This is a genomic window from Candidatus Binatia bacterium, assembly GCA_036504975.1.
GTDB lineage: Bacteria > Desulfobacterota > Binatia > UBA9968 > UBA9968 > JAJPJQ01.
Genome location: DASXUF010000075.1, coordinates 1 through 19833 on the forward strand (window position 1 = coordinate 1; position 19833 = coordinate 19833).

23 protein-coding genes are annotated in these 19833 nt (G+C 58.2%); 13 read left to right on the forward strand and 10 right to left on the reverse strand.

Annotation, left to right across the window (positions count from 1 at the left end; all coding sequences use genetic code 11):
• The first annotated feature begins 184 nt into the window (after positions 1–184).
• On the forward strand, positions 185–1351 hold the full coding sequence (locus tag VGL70_09310) for an extracellular solute-binding protein (protein HEY3303717.1): 1167 nt from the start codon (positions 185–187) through the stop codon (positions 1349–1351).
• 51 nt (positions 1352–1402) lie between these two features.
• Entirely contained in the window at positions 1403–2509 is a 1107-nt protein-coding gene (locus VGL70_09315) for an extracellular solute-binding protein (GenBank protein HEY3303718.1), read from the forward strand.
• Between the two features lie 38 nt (positions 2510–2547).
• Here the strand turns inward: VGL70_09315 and VGL70_09320 are convergent, their stop codons facing one another.
• The 4 genes from VGL70_09320 to VGL70_09335 all read right to left on the reverse strand — a co-directional run bounded on the left by VGL70_09320 (position 2548) and on the right by VGL70_09335 (position 5200).
• Positions 2548–2874, reverse strand: a complete 327-nt coding sequence (locus VGL70_09320; GenBank protein HEY3303719.1) for an XRE family transcriptional regulator — start codon at positions 2872–2874, stop codon at positions 2548–2550.
• 1 nt (position 2875) lies between these two features.
• Positions 2876–3244, reverse strand: coding sequence for a type II toxin-antitoxin system RelE/ParE family toxin (locus VGL70_09325; protein HEY3303720.1), 369 nt, complete (start codon positions 3242–3244; stop codon positions 2876–2878).
• Between the two features lie 1306 nt (positions 3245–4550).
• Positions 4551–4805, reverse strand: coding sequence for a hypothetical protein (locus VGL70_09330; GenBank protein HEY3303721.1), 255 nt, complete (start codon positions 4803–4805; stop codon positions 4551–4553).
• Positions 4760–5200, reverse strand: a complete 441-nt coding sequence (locus VGL70_09335) for a hypothetical protein (GenBank protein HEY3303722.1) — start codon at positions 5198–5200, stop codon at positions 4760–4762. Before VGL70_09335 ends, VGL70_09330 begins: the two co-directional genes overlap by 46 nt.
• A 133-nt stretch (positions 5201–5333) precedes the next feature.
• Between VGL70_09335 and alr the strand changes: the two genes are divergently transcribed.
• The 6 genes from alr to VGL70_09365 all read left to right on the forward strand — a co-directional run bounded on the left by alr (position 5334) and on the right by VGL70_09365 (position 11165).
• Positions 5334–6509, forward strand: a complete 1176-nt coding sequence (gene alr, locus VGL70_09340) for an alanine racemase (GenBank protein ID HEY3303723.1) — start codon at positions 5334–5336, stop codon at positions 6507–6509.
• 6 nt (positions 6510–6515) lie between these two features.
• A complete protein-coding gene (purH, locus tag VGL70_09345) occupies positions 6516–8087 on the forward strand; it encodes a bifunctional phosphoribosylaminoimidazolecarboxamide formyltransferase/IMP cyclohydrolase (GenBank protein HEY3303724.1) in 1572 nt (523 codons plus the stop codon).
• Positions 8088–8165: 78 nt separating this feature from the next.
• Positions 8166–8420 carry a hypothetical protein gene (locus VGL70_09350; protein ID HEY3303725.1) on the forward strand — a complete coding sequence of 85 codons (255 nt, stop codon included), beginning with the start codon at positions 8166–8168 and terminating at the stop codon, positions 8418–8420.
• A gap of 1 nt (position 8421) precedes the next feature.
• On the forward strand, positions 8422–8652 hold the full coding sequence (locus VGL70_09355) for a type II toxin-antitoxin system HicA family toxin (protein HEY3303726.1): 231 nt from the start codon (positions 8422–8424) through the stop codon (positions 8650–8652).
• 58 nt (positions 8653–8710) lie between these two features.
• Complete coding sequence (purD, locus tag VGL70_09360; protein ID HEY3303727.1) at positions 8711–10561, forward strand: phosphoribosylamine--glycine ligase; 1851 nt, start codon at positions 8711–8713, stop codon at positions 10559–10561.
• Positions 10542–11165: an L-threonylcarbamoyladenylate synthase gene (locus tag VGL70_09365; GenBank protein HEY3303728.1), complete on the forward strand. Its 624-nt coding sequence runs from the start codon at positions 10542–10544 to the stop codon at positions 11163–11165. The genes purD and VGL70_09365 overlap by 20 nt, the downstream gene beginning before the upstream one ends.
• Positions 11166–11299: 134 nt before the next feature.
• Here VGL70_09365 and VGL70_09370 read toward each other — a convergent pair whose 3' ends face one another.
• The 3 genes from VGL70_09370 to eno form a co-directional block, all read right to left on the reverse strand.
• Entirely contained in the window at positions 11300–11827 is a 528-nt protein-coding gene (locus VGL70_09370) for a cupin domain-containing protein (GenBank protein ID HEY3303729.1), read from the reverse strand.
• A 152-nt stretch (positions 11828–11979) separates the two neighbouring features.
• On the reverse strand, positions 11980–12627 hold the full coding sequence (gene nth, locus VGL70_09375) for an endonuclease III (GenBank protein ID HEY3303730.1): 648 nt from the start codon (positions 12625–12627) through the stop codon (positions 11980–11982).
• 1 nt (position 12628) lies between these two features.
• Complete coding sequence (eno, locus tag VGL70_09380; GenBank protein ID HEY3303731.1) at positions 12629–13906, reverse strand: phosphopyruvate hydratase; 1278 nt, start codon at positions 13904–13906, stop codon at positions 12629–12631.
• Between the two features lie 98 nt (positions 13907–14004).
• Between eno and VGL70_09385 the strand changes: the two genes are divergently transcribed.
• Positions 14005–14385, forward strand: a complete 381-nt coding sequence (locus tag VGL70_09385) for a septum formation initiator family protein (protein HEY3303732.1) — start codon at positions 14005–14007, stop codon at positions 14383–14385.
• On the opposite strand, the gene VGL70_09390 is transcribed toward VGL70_09385, so the two are convergent.
• Both VGL70_09390 and gcvH read right to left on the reverse strand, forming a co-directional pair.
• Positions 14330–14953: a protein-L-isoaspartate(D-aspartate) O-methyltransferase gene (locus tag VGL70_09390; GenBank protein HEY3303733.1), complete on the reverse strand. Its 624-nt coding sequence runs from the start codon at positions 14951–14953 to the stop codon at positions 14330–14332. The two genes, VGL70_09385 and VGL70_09390, sit on opposite strands and share 56 nt — an antisense overlap.
• Before the next feature lie 118 nt (positions 14954–15071).
• Positions 15072–15455: a glycine cleavage system protein GcvH gene (gene gcvH, locus VGL70_09395; protein HEY3303734.1), complete on the reverse strand. Its 384-nt coding sequence runs from the start codon at positions 15453–15455 to the stop codon at positions 15072–15074.
• Positions 15456–15636: 181 nt separating this feature from the next.
• Here gcvH and VGL70_09400 point away from each other — a divergent pair, with 181 nt between their 5' ends.
• From VGL70_09400 to VGL70_09415, 4 genes are all read left to right on the forward strand, one after another.
• On the forward strand, positions 15637–16140 hold the full coding sequence (locus VGL70_09400; protein HEY3303735.1) for a thiamine pyrophosphate-binding protein: 504 nt from the start codon (positions 15637–15639) through the stop codon (positions 16138–16140).
• A complete protein-coding gene (locus VGL70_09405) occupies positions 16140–16739 on the forward strand; it encodes a thiamine pyrophosphate-dependent enzyme (protein ID HEY3303736.1) in 600 nt (199 codons plus the stop codon). Before VGL70_09400 ends, VGL70_09405 begins: the two co-directional genes overlap by 1 nt.
• A gap of 11 nt (positions 16740–16750) precedes the next feature.
• Positions 16751–17851, forward strand: coding sequence for an ornithine cyclodeaminase family protein (locus VGL70_09410; GenBank protein ID HEY3303737.1), 1101 nt, complete (start codon positions 16751–16753; stop codon positions 17849–17851).
• 222 nt (positions 17852–18073) lie between these two features.
• Complete coding sequence (locus VGL70_09415) at positions 18074–19111, forward strand: amidohydrolase family protein (protein HEY3303738.1); 1038 nt, start codon at positions 18074–18076, stop codon at positions 19109–19111.
• 77 nt (positions 19112–19188) lie between these two features.
• On the opposite strand, the gene VGL70_09420 is transcribed toward VGL70_09415, so the two are convergent.
• Entirely contained in the window at positions 19189–19530 is a 342-nt protein-coding gene (locus tag VGL70_09420; GenBank protein HEY3303739.1) for an RNA-binding protein, read from the reverse strand.
• Between the last annotated feature and the right edge of the window lie 303 nt (positions 19531–19833).

The window sequence follows — 19833 nt, forward strand, 5'->3', positions numbered from 1 at the left end:
TGGCCGGCAATGCCGTCGAGTTCTTTCATCTGAAGGATACAGTGCCTGAAATTCAGGAGCTGAAACTCGTGCGGAGGGCTTAAGCGATGTCGTTCCGAATCTCCGGGCAAAGAATTTCGGAGAGATCCTTCACTCCGTTCAGGATGACAGAGGGGGAAGCTTGCACCAATCGTGGAAGGTAAGGATGGCGAGACGCACTTCTGTCATTCTGATGAGCGCAGCGAAGAATCTCTCTTTGTCTTTTTTCATTGCGGCGCTGTTATTCATCCTCGTTGACTCCTTGCCTGTCCTCGCCGCCGAACCCAAAAGCGATTGGAAGGCGGAATGGGATAAGACGGTTCAGGCGGCGAAAAAAGAAGGCCAGCTCACCGTCTATTTCTGGGGCTCGCCGCTGATCCTCGAGGCGGGAATATTTCAGAAGGCCTACCCGGAGATCAAGATCACGACCATACAAGGCATGGGCACCCAGCTCATGCAGCGCATCCTGGCCGAGCGCAGAGGCGAGAAATTTATTCCGGACATCTATATAGCCGGCATCGCCTCGATGCAGGTGCTCCACAAGGCGAAGGTTTTCGATCCGATCAAGTCCGCTCTGGCTTTGCCCGAGGTGGTCGATCCCTCCAAGTGGTGGAGAGGCGGCCAGCTCTATGCCGATACGGAGCGGAGCCATCTCTTTACGTTTGCGAAGAGCCCCGACTACGGCTCGATCGCTTACAATTCCAACCTGGTCAATGCAAAAGAGTTCCGCTCCTATTGGGATCTGCTGCAAGCCAAATGGCGCGGGAAGATCGCCGTGCAGGATCTCCGCGGCGGCGGACCGGGAAGCACCCAGGCGCGGTTCTTTTATTACAATCCGGACATGGGCGCAAAGTACCTGCGCAAGCTCTACGGCGAGATGGATGCGACGTTGTTTCGCGACAACCACCTGGCTCTGGACTGGCTCGCCAGCGGAAAACTTCCCATCGCCTTTTTCGTTCAGAGCCCCGAGGAGCTGCAAGAGAAGGGGCTGCCGGTCGAGCCCTTCAAGGCGGCGATGAAGGAGGGAGTCGGCCTCTCTTCGCGCGTCGGTTTCATCGCCCTGATGAACCGCGCGCCGCATCTCAACGCGGCCAAAGTCTTCATCAACTGGTTTCTTTCGCGCGAGGGACAGGAGTCATTCCAGAAAGTCCAGTTCCATGCGCGCAACCCCGTCGATTCTCTCAGGATCGACATCGCCAAAGATTATATCCCGATAGCGGACCGGCGCGTCGAAGGCGTGCGTTACCTCGACGTGGACGATCAGGATTTTTTGGATCCCGCTCCTGCGCTGCAAGTCATCAAAGACACTCTGGGTGAAGGCAGGAAAAATTAACGATCGTGGCCGCGGCTGCGTCGCAAAAGCTGCAATGACCGGAGGCGCCTGATGCAAGCATTGTTTTTATTGCTGGGTCTTTTCCTGGCGACGGCGGGCGTTGCGGGAGCGCAGCCCCGAAATTGGCAAGCCGAGTGGGAGAAGATCGTCAAAGGCGCCAAAGCGGAAAAGGAGGTGATGGTCGGGTGCGAGCCGGGGACTGACAACCAGGCCGCCGTGATGGAATTTTCCAAAGCGTATCCCGACATCCAGCTCAAGCTCGCGCCCATCGGCGCGCGCGATTTTGCCAACCGTGTGCTCGCCGAACGGCGGGCGGAGAAGTATTTGGCCGATGTCTTCAACGGCGGCACCACTTCGCCGTCACAGGTTTTGGTCCCGGCCAAGGCGCTCGATCCGATTCGCCCGGCGTTCATTCTTCCCGAAGTCGCGGACGAGTCGTTTTGGTTCAAGAAAAAATTCCACTTCGCCGACCGCGAGGCTCAATACGTTTTGCTTGCCGCCGGCACCGTCATCAACGACATCGCGGTTTATAACACGAAGCTCGTGAAGCCCGACGAGATGCGCTCGTTCTGGGATCTCACCAACCCCAAGTGGAAAGGCAAGATCGCCGCGTACGATCCGCGACTTCCCGGCGGCGCGAGCAACGACATGCGGTTTCTCTACTACAACCCCAAGCTCGGGCCGAAATTCATCCAAAAGCTTTTCGGGGAGATGGAGGTCGCGATCGCGGCCGACCGGCGCCAGGTCATTGACTGGCTTGCCACCGGAAAATACGCGCTCGCGCTTTTTGTCGGCCGCGAAGTGGACACGGCGAAAAAGCAGGGACTGCCGATCGACGACCTGCCCTCGCTGAGAGCCGAGGGGGCGCATCTAGCGACGGGCGCCGGCTCGATCGCGCTTATCAACCGCGCGCCGCATCCGAACGCCGCGAGAGTTTTCATCAACTGGTTTCTCTCGCGCCAGGGACAGATGGCCTGGCAGAAGCACAACGACCGCAACTCGCTCCGCACGGATATTCCCAAAGACGTCCTCACCCATTGGAAGGACCGCGTGCCGCAGGAAGACGGCGACTATATTTTCACCAACCTCGCCGATTATGACGATCTGACTCAGGGCCGGAAGATCGTCGAAGAGGCGTTGAAGAAGGCGGGGAAGTGAGAGTTAGATAAAGCTCTTCGCGTTCCATAGCGTTCGTATCATGCCGATCGTCGTTCCACCGGGAGGAAACGAATCTCGACGCGGCGGTTCAGAGCCGCCGCGATCCGGTTGAGCATTACCAAGGAATGGCCTTCATAATCCGCATTCTCGAGGCGACAGATGACCGATGCCGTGGTGCCGACCAGTTTTGCTAGCTGCCGTTGACTAAGACCGGCGTGAGTCCGTAAGGCGGCGATTTTTCGCGCTACCTGATCGTTTGCCCGCGCCGTCTCCAGACCGGCAAACCGTAACGGCTTGTCCTCATAGTAACGGCGATGGAGAATTTTTACTGCATCCGTCGTCGGTCTTCTCTTTCTTTTCCGCATATCAGCTCTCCTTGTAGGTGTGTCGTTGCGGCTCCAATTCGAACTTGCGGTTTCTCCGTATCGCTTCCTCTATATCGCGCGGCGGCACTTCGCGCTCCTTGACCAGCCCATTAGCGAGCACCGCTGCCATCCGGCCGTGAAAAAAGTATAGGATGCGATAATTCATCCCCCGGAATCCGACACGCAGCTCGTAAATGCCGTCTCGCAGGTAATCCGCTTCGGGACGACGTAATTCATGGCCGAGATCTCGCAATCGCTCGATGCGTACCCGGAGCTTATCCTGGAGTTTGGCTGGAAGACCATCAAACCAATCGAGCACCGGCACGGTGTTTTCGTCCTCCTGGTAGAAGACAACCGCGATTTTGGGCATCTCACCCTAGGATGTTCGCATTATTGCGAATATCGGTCAAGAGAGGCGGAAAAACCGCGTGCCGCAGGAAGACGGCGAGTATCTTTTCACCAACCTCGCCGAATACGATGATCTGACTCCGGGCCGGAAGATCGTCGAAGAGGCGCTGAAGAAGGCGGGGAAGTGAGTTGCTAACCGTCTTTCGAAATTTGAAAACTGCGTACCGCAGGAGGACGCGACTATTTTTTCACCAACCGCCTGAGTACGATAATCTCACTCTGGGCAGGAAGATCGTGAAAGGGCGCTGAACGGGCGGAGAGTCGTTGCAGCTTGCGAGCCATAGCACCAGCCGCCGATACCAATTCAGCCTTAAGTATTTCTCAAATTACTCCAAATCCCAGTACTTCTTGTCTACTCTGATTCGTGTAAGTCTTTGGGGCTTAATCCAGCTTAAAAACGTTGATGCTACTTTCTTCTGACCGCTCCAACGGAGTGTGTGCATAAGGTGACATTGCTTGCGGGTCCTTGTTAAGGCCACTAGAAATTTACAAATCTCCAGGTCAGTGATATCGCCCGCTTTGCGTGGCAGGTCTCCTTCGTGCAAACCAACCACGAACACATGTTGCGCTGACAATCCCTTCGAACCCTCGTAAGATGTCAGCCTTATTGAAACCCGCGGCTCATTGGCTTCTTCAGGTTCGTCAGATATTGATTCGTCGTCTGACGAAGTTTGTTCAGCTTCTGACAACATTTTTTGTCTGTAACTCTCAGGAATTAACTTGACAAGCGGATATTTTTTGTCCAAAGAGGTTTTAATGATGTCTTTAAGAAACGATGGTTGATCGGCTTCTATTACAATGTGCCAGCCTAAGTTATCTTTGCTGTCCCGGTGCAATATCTGTAGACCGTCTTCGCGCCGTATCTCTAGCCCATCGCTCCATCTCTTACTCCTTTCTCAGCCGATAATCGTCCGTCCACTTCTCCGGTCGTTTTGACGGATCGTAAACCGTAATCAACAGCACCTCATCGGGTTCGCTCTTCACGGCGCAGACAACATGGATAGGACGCTCCCCAGCGAACCCAAATGTCAAACAGCTCGGACCTCGCGGATCGTCAGGATAGTTTTCTATAACCTCACAGATGCAGAGAGCCTGTTCAAGTTCCGCAATAGTAATCCGATCGGCTTGGCGTTCACATTCGGCATGCTTTGAAAATTCATTCCCCAACTGCACCAGCTTCCGTATGATTTCATTATCCACGCTCGTGAGAGAACATTTTAGGGACCCCGGCTGGTCCAGTCAAGGCTAGGATTTATAGGGAAGAACCGTTACGTGTGCTCTTTCTGCAGGAACCAATCCGTCGGGATTTCCTTGCCGAGGCCCAAGCGTCGCGCGTTGGCGAGGATGCGCGAGCCGGTGGCGGCGTGCTGGACGCCGAGTCCGATGTCATTGCAGTGAAAGGTGATCTCGTTTTCGCTCTGCCGGCCTTTAATTTTTCCGGTCAGCAGCTCCCCCAACTCGCGCATCGATTGCCAATTTAATTTCTTGGATTTTTTGTTGATGTTGCTGCCCACCGTGTCCATGTGCTTGCCCATGACGTAATCGCGCACGAGGTCGCTTGCGCGCCGGCGAAGGGCCGCGCGTTGACCACGACCAGATCGCAGCGTGTAAAGCTCTGTCGGTCGGCTTCGACGATGTTGATGCTGCCGAGGTGCGTGCCTTCATTGAGCCATTTGGCTTCAAACACCGGCGTGAGTGAAGTCGTAGCGCTAACCACGATGTCGCGCAAGAGCTCTCGCGCATTCGTCTTGATCCTTTCGTCGGCGCCATATTTCAGCAGCGGAATGCCGGTCTCGGTGCGCGGCGAATTGATCGCTGCGCCTTTTCCCAACTCGGTAAAGGCTTCTTCCATGGCGTCGATATACCCCTTGGCATCCAGCGCCTGCACGACCTCTTCAGTGTTGAGGCCCAGAGTCATTCGCTGCGCTCCTTGTGAGAAAGATCCGGCTGGAAAATAGGGCAAAGCGGGAAAGAAAACAACAGACAAGCGCAAATGCGGCTCCGCTCTTGGGTTTACAAGTCGAGGGATACAAGGCATATTTGTTAATCCGATGGCACAAAGCGAAGGAAGCCCCTCCTCTTTAATCGGCAAGCTACCAAAAGGCCGCCCCACCCATTGTCAGATCGACCTCGCGGCCCTGCGCTGGAACTTCGAGCAGGTCAGAAGCGTCATCGGACCGGGAATCAAGATCCTTTCTGTGGTCAAGGCCGACGCTTACGGTCACGGCGCGCCCGAGGCAGCGGCGGCGTTGGCGGAAGCTGGCAGCGACGGCTTTGGCGTGGCCACGCTTGAAGAGGGAATCGAGCTGAGAGAAGCGGGGATTCACGCGCCGATCCTCGTACTGACCGCCATCTACCCCGAACAGCTCGAAGAATTTTTTCGCCACGATCTGACCCCGGCCGTGAGCGATCTTCCGACGCTGTTTGAGTTGGACAAGCTCACGCAAAAGAGCGGGCGCATGCTCAAGTTCCATCTCAAGGTCGATACGGGTATGGGAAGACTCGGTCTTTTGCATTCGGAGATCGATTCCTGGCTGCCCGAGATCCTCAAGTGGGAAGCGCTGCATCTCGGAGGACTCTTCTCTCAGCTCGCTCACGCGGAAGACGCCTCGGGCGATTATACGCACACGCAGATTGAGAATTTTGCGCGTGTGATCGGGCGGCTGCGTGTCGCCGGCTTCAACCCCCCTCTCATTCACCTGGCCAACAGCGCCGGAATCATCGGTGTTCCGAACGCTCACTTCACCATGGTCCGTCCCGGGCTGATGCTCTACGGTGTTCATCCCGAGCCGGCGATGGTCTGTCGCGTCGAGCTGAGACCCGCGCTCTCGTGGCGGACGCGCATCTTGCAACTGAAAGAACTGCCCGCCGATTCCAGTATAGGATACGGACGGACTTTTGTGACGAAGCGAAAAAGCGCGATCGCGATCCTTCCCGTCGGCTACGCCGACGGCTATCAGCGGCTGTTGTCGAACCGCGGCGCGGCATTGGTGCGCGGAAAGAGAGCGCCGGTCGTCGGCAGAATCAACATGGATTTGACTATGATAGATGTTACCGATATACGAGGAGTGACTCAGGGAGATGAAGTCGTTCTTCTCGGCAAACAGGGAGAGGAGACGATCTCCGCTGACGAGATGGCCGGCTGGGCGGATACCATCTCTTACGAAATTCTCACATCGATCAGCGCGCGGGTGCCGCGCATTCATTCAAATTCGAAGGAGGGTTAGCGAAGCGTGGGCAAGATCGAGAGGGCCTTGATCAGCGTGTCGGATAAAAACGGGCTCGTGCCGTTCGCCCGCGCGCTTTCGGCGCTGGGAGCTGAAATCATTTCCACCGGCGGAACGGCGGCGCTGCTCAGGAAAGAAAACGTCGCCGTGAAAGACGTCGCGGAAATAACCGGCTTCCCGGAGATGATGGACGGGCGGGTCAAAACGCTGCATCCCAAGGTCCACGGCGGGATTCTCGCTCTGCGCGAAAATGCCGAGCACGTCGCGCAGATGAAAGCCCACGGGATCGGGCGCATCGACCTGGTCGTGGTGAATCTCTATCCGTTCGAGGCCACGGTCGGGCGCGGGGCGCCGTTTCGCGAGATCGTCGAGCAGATCGACATCGGCGGCCCGTCGATGGTCCGGGCGGCGGCGAAAAATTTTGCCCACGTCGGCGTGGTCGTCGATCCGGCCGACTACGAGGCGGTGATCGCGGAGCTCAGGGAGAAAGACGAGCTTGCCGACGCGACGCGCTTCAATCTGGCGCGCAAGGCTTTTCGCCACACGGCGCGCTACGACAGCGCGATCTCCAACTATCTCGATTCTCTGGACGCCGAGAAGAAACCCGGCCGATTCGGCCAAACCTTGAGCCTTCAGTTCGCGAAGATTCAAGACCTTCGTTACGGAGAGAATCCGCACCAGAGCGCGGCTTTTTATTCCGACGGTGAGATCCGCGGCCCTTCCCTTGCCCGCGCCAGGCAGATTCAGGGAAAAGAGCTGTCGTATAATAATATCCTCGACGCCGACGCGGCGCTGCGCGTGGTGTTGGAATTTTCCGACATCGCCACGGTGGCGATCAAACACAACAATCCCTGCGGCGTCGCGGTGTCGCAAAAGTCGCCGGCCGATTCTTTTCGCAAGGCGCGGGCGTCGGACCCGGTGTCGATCTTCGGCGGCGTCGTCGCTTTCAACCGTCCCGTGGACGAAGAGACCGCCAACCAGCTGAAGGAGATTTTTCTCGAGATCGTGATCGCGCCGTCGTTCACGCCGGAGGCGAAGGCGGTCCTATCGTCGGCGAAGCGGCTGCTCAACATCCGCCTGTTGGAATTGGACATCAAGGACAAAGAGGTCGGCGGTAACGATCTACGCCGCGTGCGCGGCGGCCTCCTGGTTCAGGACTGGGATACGGGGACTATCGATGTGCGAACGTGTAAAGTCGTGACCAAACGGCAGCCGACGGCGGAGGAATTGAGCGCGATGGACTTCGGCTGGCGCGTTTGCCGCCACGTGAAATCCAATGCCATCGTCTTCACGTCGCGCGACCAGGTCCTCGGCGTCGGCGCGGGACAGATGAGCCGGGTCGATTCTGTGAAGCTCGCGGTGATGCGCGCGGGGATTCACGGCCTCGACCTCCGCGGCTCGGTGGTCGCCTCGGATGCTTTTTTTCCTTTTCCAGACGGCGTCGAAGAGGCGGCGAAAGCCGGCGCCAAGGCCGTCATCCAGCCCGGCGGCTCGATCAAAGATTCCGAGGTCATCGCGGTGGCGGATGCGAACGACATGGCAATGGTTCTTACCGGGATGCGCCACTTCCGGCATTAGCAATTCCTGTCCAAGGTCCGATTGACAATGATTTCGTAGCGAGTATTCTTTTCCCAAATGCTGCAACGAATATACAGGGTGGAATTTGAAACCGACCCGGAGACTAAGCAGGTCACCGCTAAGCTTCCAACCTTGAACCATACCGCGGACTTTGGGGGAACCGCCGAAGAAGCGCTCACGAATCTTAGAAAATTAGCAAGCGGCCTCATTGAGGTACTTTGGGACGAAGGGAAAGAAGTTCCCCCGAGCGACAAGACGGAGAAGGGCGGAGTCTTTTTGTCGATTTCTTTGGCAACAAAGGCAGGTTCAAAGGCCAAACGGGCTCGAAGATAAAATGGCTGCCCGGCTGCGGCCAACCAAAGGACGAGAGGTTCTCCGAAAGCTCAAAAAGGCCGGGTTCGAAATCATACGAATAAAAGGCAGCGCGTATTATCTCAGGCATCCGCAGACAGGCAGACTTACCTCCGTACACGTACACGGCAATAGCGACATTCCGCTCGGAACATTAAGAGCCATTGTCATCGAGCAGGCAGGATTGTCGATCGAGGAGTTCGACGAACTCTAGACTCTACCCGTTCGCGAGAGCATGAGTAGAAGCGGAGGAGAGCACTCCTGAGGCAGAAATGAAACTTCTCGTCATCGGTGGCGGCGGAAGAGAGCACGCATTGGTTTGGAAGCTGAGCCAAAGCCCGCGGGTTGAAAAAATCTTTTGCGCCCCGGGCAACGCCGGCATCGGCGAGATCGCCGAGCTGGCGCCGATCGGCGCCGATGAGATCGACCAGCTTGCCGCTTTCGTCGAGAAAGAAAAGATCGATCTCACCGTCGTCGGTCCCGAGCTGCCGCTGACGCTCGGGATCGCGGAGTTTTTCCAAAAAAAGGGACTGAGGATTTTCGCCCCCGGGCGCGAAGCGGCGCAATTGGAAGGCAGCAAGGCTTTCGCCAAGGAAATCCTGCGAGAGAACAAGATTCCTACGGCCGGCTTCGCGACTTTCTCCGACGCGGCTGCGGCGAAAAAATATCTCGGGACGCAAAAGCCGCCTTACGTGATCAAAGCCGACGGCCTCGCGGCAGGCAAGGGCGTTCTCATCTGCGCGAGCCGGCAAGAAGCGGAGACCGCCATCGACGATATCCTGACGCGCAGGCTCTTCGGCGCCGCGGGCGACAAGCTCGTGATCGAAGAGTTTCTCGAAGGCGAAGAGGCATCCTTTATAGTCCTGACCGACGGCGAGCACATCCTGCCGCTCGCCTCGTCGCAGGATCATAAGCGGGTCTTCGATCGAGATGAAGGACCGAACACCGGCGGCATGGGCGCCTACTCGCCGGCTCCAGTCGTCACCCCGGAAATTCACCGCCGCATCATGGAGGAGATTCTCGAGCCGCTGCTCCGCGGACTTAAGAAAAAAGACATCCGGTATCGCGGCGTACTTTACGTCGGATTGATGCTCACCGCCGACGGGCCGAAAGTTTTGGAGTTCAACGCGCGCTTCGGCGATCCGGAGTGCCAGCCGCTGATGCTCCGGTTTAAAAGCGATCTCGTGACGCTGATCGAAGCGACTATAGACGGCAAGCTGGACCGCGTGAAGACGGAATGGACGGACGACGCGGCCGTCTGCGTGGTGCTCTGCGCGGGCGGTTATCCCGGATCGTACGAGAAGGGAAAAGAGATCAGAGGATTGGACGCGCTGAAGGATTGGCGCAAGGGCGCCGTTTTTCACGCCGGAACGATCAAGAAAGACGGAAGGTGGCTGACCTCCGGCGGCCGCGTTCTGGGCGTGACAGCGGTGGGAAAAGATATCGGCGCTGCGGTCGCGGAGGTTTACCAAGCCGTCGAGCAAATTAAATGGGAAGGGATGCACTACCGCAAAGATATCGCGCAAAGAGCCCTCACCCCTTCCCTCTCCCATAGGGAGAGGGCGAGGGAGAGGGGAGCTGATGAGGGATGGGATGAAAGGGGAAAGAAATCAATGCCGGCAGCTAAAGTTGGTATCTTGATGGGCAGCGATTCAGACTTGGAGGTCATGAGCGAAGCGGAAAAGCGGCTCGATTATTTCGGCATCGCTTACGAGACGCGCGTTCTCTCCGCGCATCGGACGCCGCACGAAACCCGAAAGTACGCCGAGTCGGCCGCCGAGAGAGGCCTCGAGGCGATCATCGTCGGTGCCGGCGCCGCCGCACATCTGGCGGGCGTTATCGCCGCACACACGACCTTGCCGGTCATCGGCGTGCCGATCGATTCTTCCAGCTTGAAAGGGCTCGACGCGCTGCTGGCGACCGTGCAGATGCCCGCCGGCATCCCGGTCGCGACGATGGCGATCGGCAAGGCGGGCGCGGCCAACGCGGGAATCTTTGTCGCGGAGATCATGGGCCGCAAAGATCCAAAGATCGCGGCCAAGCTCTCTCAATTCAAACAGGAGATGATCGCCGGGGTCTTGGAGAAGGACAAGAAACTCCAGAGTGAAAGACAAAAGCGCTGAGAATTTCTCCGCCGCACTTGAGGCTTGCAGGCGCGGCGAAGTCATCGTTTTTCCTACCGAGACTTTCTACGGCCTGGGCGCGGACGCCCTCAACGAGAATGCCGTAGCGCGCATCGTGTCTCTAAAAGGCCGAAATCCCGATAGCCCCATCGCCGTGATCGTTGCCGATCGGGAAATGCTTTCTCAAATCGTCAGCGAAGTTCCGCCGGCGGCGCAGAAGCTCATCGACCGTTTCTGGCCCGGCCCTCTGACTTTGGTTCTACCGGCAAAGGAAGGGTTGGCCGCGCTGCTGCTCAACCGCGAGGGAAAAATCGGCGTGCGGGTGTCGAGCCATCCGGTCGCCGCGCGCCTGTCGCGCGAGCTGGGCCACCCGCTCACGGCCACGAGCGCCAATCCGTCAGGGAAAGAGCCGGCGCGAACGATTCAACAGGCACGAACTTACTTCGCCGAGCATATCGAGGTTTTTCTCGACGGCGGAACGCTCACCGGAGGAACCGGCTCGACGGTGGCGGAGGTGATTAAGGGTAAGCTCCGGATCATCCGCGCGGGAGAGATCAGCTCGCAAGAATTGGAAAAAGCGATCCGTTCTTCGAGACCTGCCTAGCGGATGCTCAAAAATTGTCCGTTCACCCTTCGACGAGCTCAGGGCGAACGGCAGAGTTACTGATATCGCAAGGAAATCCGTTCGTGCTGAGCCAGTCGAAGCACGAAACCGGTCTTTGGAGCAACCTGCATGGCCTACTTCGTTGATTTTTTAACCCGCTCGATATCGCCACCGTTTTCTCCGTCGTAGTATGGGAGATTCGAGTCTTTGCGGTAAAAAGCGCGAAATCCTGACTCCAGCGGATTACACGTCACCGCGCCGACCTTCTTCGAGTCCGGATATTCGGTGATGTCCGGATATTCCATCGTGCTGACGCACAGATATTTGAGATCGCCGTCGGATGTGTTGATCAGCTGGTGCGGATGATCCGCTCCGGGCGCGAAGGCGATGAACGTTCCCGCCGAAACCCTCGATTCCTCTTTTCCGAGTCTCAGCGTTCCTTCGCCTTCCAGGACGTAGATCATCTCTTCGTTGGCATGATGCAGGTGGAAAGGGAAAGCGGTTTTTCCCGGAGGGACGGTAAAGAAGCTATAGCCCAGCTTCTTCGCCCCGATGGCCGTGCCGACTCTTTGGCGTTGGGCCGCGAACGACGAACCACCGGGAGTTTTCATCTGCTCGATGGGGATTTTGGACAGGTGAGCGATGTTTTTGTGATTTCCCATGGCCGCCTCCGTTGATATAGTCCACAGAGCCTACCATCTTTTTGCCTCGATGTGTTACGACCGGTGAAATGCTCGTGCTGTCGAACCGCCTCTTCCGCTGCTTTCACCGGCTCGATGATTTTTTCATCCTTCATCCCTCATCCTTCATCCTTTCAGAGTTGCGCCGAAGGGCAAAGGTCGTTCACGATGCAGGCTTTGCAGTCGGGTTTTCGCGCGTGGCAAATCCTGCGGCCGTGAAGAATCAGGCGGTGGGAAAATCCCGTCCACTCCGCCGGCGGCAGCAGCTTCATCAAATCCTGCTCGATTTTATTGGGGTCCTCCTGCTTCGTAAGACCGAGGCGGCGTGACACTCGCTTGCAGTGGGTATCGACGATGATGCCGGGAATGCCGAACGCGTGGCCCAGAATGACGTTGGCCGTCTTGCGTCCGACGCCGGCAAGCCGCGTCAGCTCCTCCATCGTCGCCGGCACTTCACCGGCATGGCTCTCGACCAACTGCTTGCTGCACTTTTTTAGCGACAGCGCTTTGGCATGGAACAGACCCACGCGATGAATAAATTTTTCGATCCGATCGAGCGGCGCGCGCGCCATCGCCTCCGGGGTCGGATAGCGGCGAAAAAGCTCGGGCGTGACTCGATTAACCATCTCGTCCGTGCACTGGGCGGAGAGAATGACGGCGACGAGCAGCTCGAAGTTGTTGCGATGACTGAGCGGGACGCGAAGCTCCGGATAGGCTTGGGCGAGACGCGCCGCGATGGCGTGCGCTCTCTGCTTTTTTTCCTCGGCGGTTTTCTTTTTCACTTCAGATCGTTTTAAAAGCTTTCCTCCCGGCATACACGGCCTTTTTCCCCAGCTCTTCTTCAATCCGCAGAAGCTGGTTGTACTTGGCCGTTCTCTCGCCGCGGCACGGCGCGCCGGTCTTGATCTGGCCGGCGTTGGTGGCCACGGCCAGATCGGCGATGGTGGTATCCTCGGTCTCGCCGGAGCGGTGCGACATGACGGTCGTGTAGCCGGCTTTCTTTGCCAGGCGCATCGTTTCGAGCGTCTCGGTGAGGGTGCCGATCTGGTTGACTTTGATCAGTATTGAATTGGCGACGCCGGATTCGATGCCGCGAGCGAATCTTTTTTTGTTCGTCACAAAGATATCGTCGCCGACGAGCTGGACTTTTTTAGCCAGCGCATCGGTCACCGTCTTCCATCCCTGCCAATCGTCTTCGGCGAACGGATCTTCGATCGAGACGATAGGATACTGCCGCACCCAATCTTCGTACAGCCGGACCATCGCGTCGGCGCCGCGCGTCGCGCCGTCGGATTTTTTAAACACGTAGGCGCCGTTTTCATACAGCTCGCTCGAAGCCACGTCGAGCGCCAGAGCGACGTCGTCCATCGGGCGATAGCTCGCCTGCGTGATCGCCTCCAGCAAAAGCTGCACCGCTTCCTCGTTGGTCTTGAGACGCGGCGCGAATCCGCCTTCGTCGCCGACGGCGGTCGAGTAACCGCGCTTGGCGAGCACTTTCTTCAACGTTTGAAAAACTTCCGCGGCTGCCCTGAGCGCCTCGGAGTACGTTTTCAATCCCAGTGGGACGATCATGAACTCCTGAAAGTCCACGTTGTTGTCGGCGTGCGCACCGCCGTTCAGGACGTTGAGCATCGGCACGGGCAGAGTTCTTCCCCGTGGCCCGCCCAAATATTTATAGAGCGGCAATCTCTCGGCCGCGGCCTGGGCCTTGGCCGCCGCCAGGGAGACGCCGAGAATCGCGTTTGCGCCGAGACGGCTTTTGTCCGGGGTACCGTCGAGCGCGATCATCAGGCGGTCGATTTCCTGCTGGCGCTTCGCGTCCTTGCCGCGCAGTCGCGGCGCGATGACGCGATCGACGTTCAACACCGCCTGCTTCACGCCTTTGCCGAGAAAGCGGCCGTCGCCGTCCCTAAGCTCGACCGCCTCGTGTTCTCCCGTCGAAGCGCCCGACGGAACCGTGGCGCGCCCGCGGACGCCGTTTTTCAGCATGACATCGACTTCCACCGTCGGCTGGCCGCGAGAATCCAAAACCTCTCGCGCATGGACTTCCCGAATCTTCATCTTCACCTCCGCATGGCGACTTCGCTAATGCCTTCGTGCCGGTTGGTTTCCTCATGCATGAGCAAGGCGCAAAAAAGTATGCTACACTACGGATCACTTTGGCCATACTTCCATCCCGATCGACTCAGCGCCGCGCCGTTTATATCTTTTCCAGCCTGCTCGTCGCCCTGGTTCTCTTCACCGCGTTCGGAGAAAGGGGAGTATTCCACCTCTGGCGTCTATGGGGCGAAAAAAAACATCTGGAGGAAAAAAATTTTCTTCTCCAGAAAGAGAACGACGCGCTGCGCGAGCGCGTGTCCCGCATTCGCCACGACGATCTTTATCTCGAAAAGATCGCGCGCGAAGAGCTGGGCCTGGTCCGGCCGGGCGAAATGGTCTACCGCTTCGCCGCGCCCGACCCGAAGAGAAACAAGAACAGCGCCGTCAGCGACCCTCCTTCCGTACTTCCCCGGTCATCGGGACAAAAACCACCTCGGTGATCCGCTCGATGCGCTGTTGCCCCGCGATCTTTTTCACCCGCACCAACTTTTGAGTCTGTCGCTCTTTTCCCATCGGCATCACCAGGCGCCCTTCTTCGCGGAGCTGGCGCCACAGCGGTTCGGGAGTTCTTTCCGCCGCAGCCGTCAGCAGGATGGCATCGAACGGCCCCTTTTCCTCCCAGCCGTAAAATCCATCTCCCGTCTTGACCTGGACATTGTTATAGCCGAGACGCGCCAGAGTTTCCTTGGCCCGCTCGGCGAGCGACGGAATGATCTCGATCGTGTACACCTCTTTCGCCAGACGGCTTAAGACCGCCGCCTGATAGCCGGAGCCGGTGCCGATCTCAAGCAGCTTTTCGCTTTCTTTAAGTTCGAGCAGCTCGCTCATCAGCGCGACGACATAAGGCTGGGAGATCGTCTGGCCTTCGCCGATGGGAAGCGGCCGGTCTTCGTACGCGGCCCCCAAGTCCGTCGCCGCGACGAAGAGATGGCGCGGCACGAGTCCCATGGCGTCAAGCACCTTGCGATCCTTGATGCCCCGGGCGCCGAGATCCCGCTCCACCATCATACGCCGGGCGCGGGTGAACCTGTCCTCTGAGGTGGGCGCCTGCGCCGGAAGCCGAGCGGGAGCGACGGCCCAGAGCCAGAGCAGAAGAAGACAGGTCGAGCCGGCGCGAAAAAATCTATCAGGAGGTTGGCTTGAAAACAAAGTGGTAGTATTCGTCCATATCCATCAGGGACCGGACTTCGGAAAAATCCTTCAGCTTGACCTCGATCAGCCACCCTTCGTTGTACGGATCTTCGTTGATGATCGACGGATGCGATTCCAATTCAGGGTTGACCGCGATGACCGTTCCCGAAACCGGCGCGATCAGCTCCGCCACCGTGTTGTTGGATTCCACCTCCGCGAAAGCTTCGCCTTTTTCCACCTTGTCTCCCAGTTCGGGAAGATCGACCGAGATGACGCGGCCGAGCTCGCTCTGGCCGTAGTTGGTGACGCCGAAAAATACCTGCTGGTCCTCGATGCCGATCCAAACGTGCTGCTCGCTGACTTTTAAAGTCCGCTCCATACCGGCAACTTCACCACTATAGGGATTGCTTTTCTTCTGTCAAGGCTCAAACGAGGCCCGGAAGAAACGGCGCATTCCTCCCTTTCTCTTGAATAATCGGCGCGCTTTTAGTATCCGGGTTGAGTCGATGACGTTCGTCGAGCGGTCCGAATGCCCGTCTGGAAAATGATCGGCGAATAGAATGAATGCCTTAGAAGCCACCGAGAATTTCATCGGCGCGTTGAAGCGCGCGCGCGTAGATTTCGTCGCCACACTTCCGGACTTGAAGATCGTCGAGCTGGTCAAGGCGATCGACAAAGATCCGGAGCTGAAGCACGTGCCGCTTTGCCGCGAGGAAGAGGGCGTCGGCATCTGCGCCGGCGCCTATCTCGCCGGGAAAAAGCCGGCGCTTTTGATGCAGAACGCCGGCCTTCTCAATAGCTGCAACGCCCTCACCACGACCTGCCTGCAATTCCAAATTCCGCTGCTCCTGCTGATTTACTATGCCGGCGATCTCGGCGACCGCGGCTTTGCGACCGTCGGCTCGGTGACGGAGCCGGTGCTCGAAGCGCTCGGCATTCGCACCTACGTGCTGAGAAAACCGGACGAGGTCGCGGAAACGTTGAGAGGCGCGCAGATCCTCGCCGAGGATTCGCGGAAACCGACGGCCGTGCTGCTCACGAGAACGGTCCTGGGAGCGGAGTGATGCAGCGCTACGATTATTTGAAGACGATCGCGGGCGACGCTGGCGACGCGCTGGCGGTGGCGGCGGGATGGGCGGCACGCGAATGGCAGGCGCTAAGGCCGGGCGACGGGAATTTTCGGCCGCGCACGCTGGGGCTCGCTTCGTCGATCGCTCTCGGCATCGCGCTCGTCCTGCCCCATCGCAAAGTCATCGCCATCGACGGCGACGGCGCGTTTCTGATGAACCTCTGCGGCCTGCCGACGATCGCATGGCAGAATCCGCCGAATTTGATCCATTTTCTCTTCGACAATCAGTGCTACGAGGCTTCGGGCGCGACCGAGACCGCGACCGTATCGGGAACGGACGCGGTCGCGCTCGCCAAAGGCGCCGGCTACAAGCACGCCTGCTGGGTGAAAAGCCCTGAAAAATTCCGGCAGGAATTTCTCCAGGCCTGGAAACGGAACGAGCTCAGCTTCATCGCCGCCAAAGTCGAGCAGGGACAGCCGAAGCTTCCGCCGATCCGCGTCGACGAAGTCGAGAACAAATACCGCTTCATCCGCCACATCGAAGAGACCGAGAAAAAATCGATTCTCGGTCCTTCGGATCACCGAAAAACTTAGAAGGAGTCTTCATGCTGCTTTTGAAAGACGAGGACGTGCAGAAAATTTTGACCATGCCGATGACGCTCGCGGCGCTCGACGAGACGCAAAAGGAGATCGTCAAGGGCGACGCGGCGACCATGGGCCGGATCGACGTCTATCTGCCGTGCGAGCGGCCGGAGAGCTACTACCGCTGGGCGTTGATGACCGGCGGCGCGCGGAGGGACGGCTTCGTCGTCGCGCGCATGCTCTCGGACATCGTGAGCTGGCCGGGCAAAGAAGGCGATCAGAGGGAGAACAAGCACTGCATTCAACCCGGCACGTACTGCGGGCTTCTTTTCATGTTCAGCGCCCGGGACGGCATGCCGGCGGCTCTCATCAACGACGGTTTCCTCCAGCACATGCGCGTGGCCGCCGGCGCGGGACTGGGCGTGAAATATCTGGCCAGGCAAGACAGCTACACAGTCGGCATGATCGGCTCGGGCGGAATGGCGCGGAGCTATCTGGAAGCGTTCTCGTGCGTGCGCAAAATCACCAAGGTCAAGGTCTACAGTCCGAACCAGGAGAACGCCCGGCAATACGCCAAAGAGATGAGCGAGAAGTTTCGCATCGAAGTCACGCCGGTCGCGTCCGCGCGCGAAGCGGTCAAAGGCGTCGATATCGTCTCCTGCACCACGTCTTCGATCGATCCGGTGTTCAAAACCGAGTGGCTCGAGCCGGGCATGCACGTGACCGACGTCACCTGGGACGAGACCGAACCGGACTTCGCTAAGGCTGTGGACGTCGCCGTCAAGATGGGCGAGAGCACGCCGCATCTGGAAAATCCTCCGCCGGGAGCGTTCTACGCGGCGCACGGATTTTTGGGCTACGTCGCCGGCCAGCCGGAGGAGAAGGCGATCATTCCGCGCCGCCCGCCGCGCGAGGAAATTCTCAAGATGCCGCCGCTGGCCGACGTTATTTCCGGAAAGGTGAAAGGCCGAACGAGCGACAAGCAGACAAGTTGGTTTTTGAATCTCGGCGTCATGGGCGTGCAGTTCGCCGCAGTCTGCACGGCGGCGTACAACGAGGCGAAGAAGAAGGGGATAGGACGCGATATTCCCACGGAGTGGTTCACCCAGAACATCAGAGATTAAGACCGGCCATAAAGGTCCACCTGCTATCAGCCGGGCCGGGAGTCTCTCTCCGGTCCGATGCGATACGACAGTGTTACGCGGCACGAGAATTCTAAGAGAACATCTGAAGTACGCTTGATGCTTCCGCGTCCCACGCATCGGACCTCCGAGAAACTCCCGGCCCGGCGCTCGCGATTGAGTTTCTTGCCGGGAAAAGATACAGAGGACCAGGGAGGAACGTTTATGGCCACGCAAGTCGTCGACACGGACGGTCATATTTTCGAGAAAGACCAGGACATCGCCGAGTATATGGAGGCGCCGTACCGGGGCAGGAAAGAGTTGCTCTCGCTGCCTTTCTTTCCGACACTCGACGGCTTTCAGCGCATGGCGCGCCGCGTCGGAGATGGACGGCCTTACGTGATCGGTCCCGACGATCCGAAGAGCTGGTTCGAAGTTCTGGACAGGGAAGGCCTGGACCGCGCGGTGATCTTTCCCACGGCCGGTCTCGCGGAAGGTTTTATTCAGGACCCGGATTGGGCTGTGGTTGTTTGTCGCGCGTACAACAATATGATGGGCGAGCGCTACATCAAATATAACCGTAGACTCCATGCTGTGGCGCTGCTGCCGATCCAAGATATTCAAGAAGCGGCGAAAGAGTTGCGGCGCGGTGTGAAGGAGTTGCACATGGTGGGCGGTGTGATCGCGCCCGTCGGTTTTCACACGCCGCTCGGCGACCCTTACTTCGATCCGCTCTACGCCGAGGCGGAAAAGCTCGGCGCGCCTCTGGCCATCCATGGCGCGCCGTCGCGCGGGCTCGGATTCGATTTCTTCCGCTCGTTGATCGAGGCGCGGGCTCTTTCTCATCCCTTCGCTCAAATGATTCAAATTACGAGTGTTATCCTTGAAGGCGTGTTGGAGCGATTTCCCAAGCTCAAGATCGCCTCGTTGGAGGCGGGTTGCGCCTGGCTGCCGTTCCTCATGGACCGGCTCGACATGGAATACAAGAACCGGCCGCACCAGGCGCCGCTGCTCAAGAAAAAACCCAGCGATTATATGAAGAGCGGGCAGGTCTTTTACCACACGGAACTTTGGGAAGAAATGCTTCCCACGGCGATCGAAAGATTAGGCGAGGATTTATTTCTCTACGCCTCCGACTATCCGCATGAGCCCGATCTGGCGGACGCAATTCGAGAGTTTGAGGCGCGAAAAGATTTGAAAGACTCGGCGAAGAGGAAGATTCTTTCCGACAACGGCAAGCGCTTCTACAATATGGAAAATTAACGGCGCAGGCTGAAGACGCAAAAAAGGGAGCGATCCGACCTCTCGCTCCCTTTTTAATTTTTTGCTTAGAGAAAAGATTACCAGCGGTTGCGTCCGCCGCCGCCGCCCCCGCCGCCGCCTCTGCGGTTGCCCCCGCCGCCGCCCCCGCCGCCACCGCCGCCCGGACGTCTTTCCTGAGGCCGCGCCTCATTAACGACCAGCGTGCGCCCGTCCAACTGCGTTCCGTTCAGCGCCTCGATCGCTTTTTGCGCTTCTTCCGAAGAGTTCATCTCCACGAAGCCGAAACCGCGTGACTGCCCGGTAAACTTGTCGGAGATGACTCTCGCCGAGGTTACGGAGCCGTACTCGGCGAAGATTTCCTCGAGCCTCCCTTCCGTCACGGAATAGGGCAGGCCGCCCACGTATAACTTATTGCTCATATTCTCCTCCAACTGAGAACGTCATTTAAGGTCTTTGCCTTGAGACACGGATTATTGATGGGAGAAGAACATGAGAGCTTGCACGGAAGGAACTCGGCTCCGGTCGGATGCTGCTCTAACCACTAATCGCGTTCTCCAAGGTGAGACTCACAGAGGCCTTTCGCCCTTTTTTAAGTTGCTCTCATCAGAAGGCCTAATACCAATGAGACTGATTCAACCGTACTTTTCGTCCGGGGGTTTGTCAATAGGGTGTCTTTCGGGGGAATGGAGTATGGGAGTAGTGGAGTCCTGGAGTGTTGGGCA

Coding starts and splice junctions, on each gene's coding strand:
- VGL70_09310 (HEY3303717.1), top strand. CDS start 185: ATGGCGAGACGCACTTCTGTCATTCTGATGAGCGCAGCGAAGAATCTC.
- VGL70_09315 (HEY3303718.1), top strand. CDS start 1,403: ATGCAAGCATTGTTTTTATTGCTGGGTCTTTTCCTGGCGACGGCGGGC.
- VGL70_09320 (HEY3303719.1), bottom strand. CDS start 2,874: ATGCGGAAAAGAAAGAGAAGACCGACGACGGATGCAGTAAAAATTCTC.
- VGL70_09325 (HEY3303720.1), bottom strand. CDS start 3,244: ATGCCCAAAATCGCGGTTGTCTTCTACCAGGAGGACGAAAACACCGTG.
- VGL70_09330 (HEY3303721.1), bottom strand. CDS start 4,805: ATGGACACGGTGGGCAGCAACATCAACAAAAAATCCAAGAAATTAAAT.
- VGL70_09335 (HEY3303722.1), bottom strand. CDS start 5,200: ATGACTCTGGGCCTCAACACTGAAGAGGTCGTGCAGGCGCTGGATGCC.
- alr (HEY3303723.1), top strand. CDS start 5,334: ATGGCACAAAGCGAAGGAAGCCCCTCCTCTTTAATCGGCAAGCTACCA.
- VGL70_09355 (HEY3303726.1), top strand. CDS start 8,422: ATGGCTGCCCGGCTGCGGCCAACCAAAGGACGAGAGGTTCTCCGAAAG.
- purD (HEY3303727.1), top strand. CDS start 8,711: ATGAAACTTCTCGTCATCGGTGGCGGCGGAAGAGAGCACGCATTGGTT.
- VGL70_09370 (HEY3303729.1), bottom strand. CDS start 11,827: ATGGGAAATCACAAAAACATCGCTCACCTGTCCAAAATCCCCATCGAG.
- eno (HEY3303731.1), bottom strand. CDS start 13,906: ATGAAGATTCGGGAAGTCCATGCGCGAGAGGTTTTGGATTCTCGCGGC.
- VGL70_09390 (HEY3303733.1), bottom strand. CDS start 14,953: ATGATGGTGGAGCGGGATCTCGGCGCCCGGGGCATCAAGGATCGCAAG.
- gcvH (HEY3303734.1), bottom strand. CDS start 15,455: ATGGAGCGGACTTTAAAAGTCAGCGAGCAGCACGTTTGGATCGGCATC.
- VGL70_09400 (HEY3303735.1), top strand. CDS start 15,637: ATGAATGCCTTAGAAGCCACCGAGAATTTCATCGGCGCGTTGAAGCGC.
- VGL70_09405 (HEY3303736.1), top strand. CDS start 16,140: ATGCAGCGCTACGATTATTTGAAGACGATCGCGGGCGACGCTGGCGAC.
- VGL70_09410 (HEY3303737.1), top strand. CDS start 16,751: ATGCTGCTTTTGAAAGACGAGGACGTGCAGAAAATTTTGACCATGCCG.
- VGL70_09415 (HEY3303738.1), top strand. CDS start 18,074: ATGGCCACGCAAGTCGTCGACACGGACGGTCATATTTTCGAGAAAGAC.
- VGL70_09420 (HEY3303739.1), bottom strand. CDS start 19,530: ATGAGCAATAAGTTATACGTGGGCGGCCTGCCCTATTCCGTGACGGAA.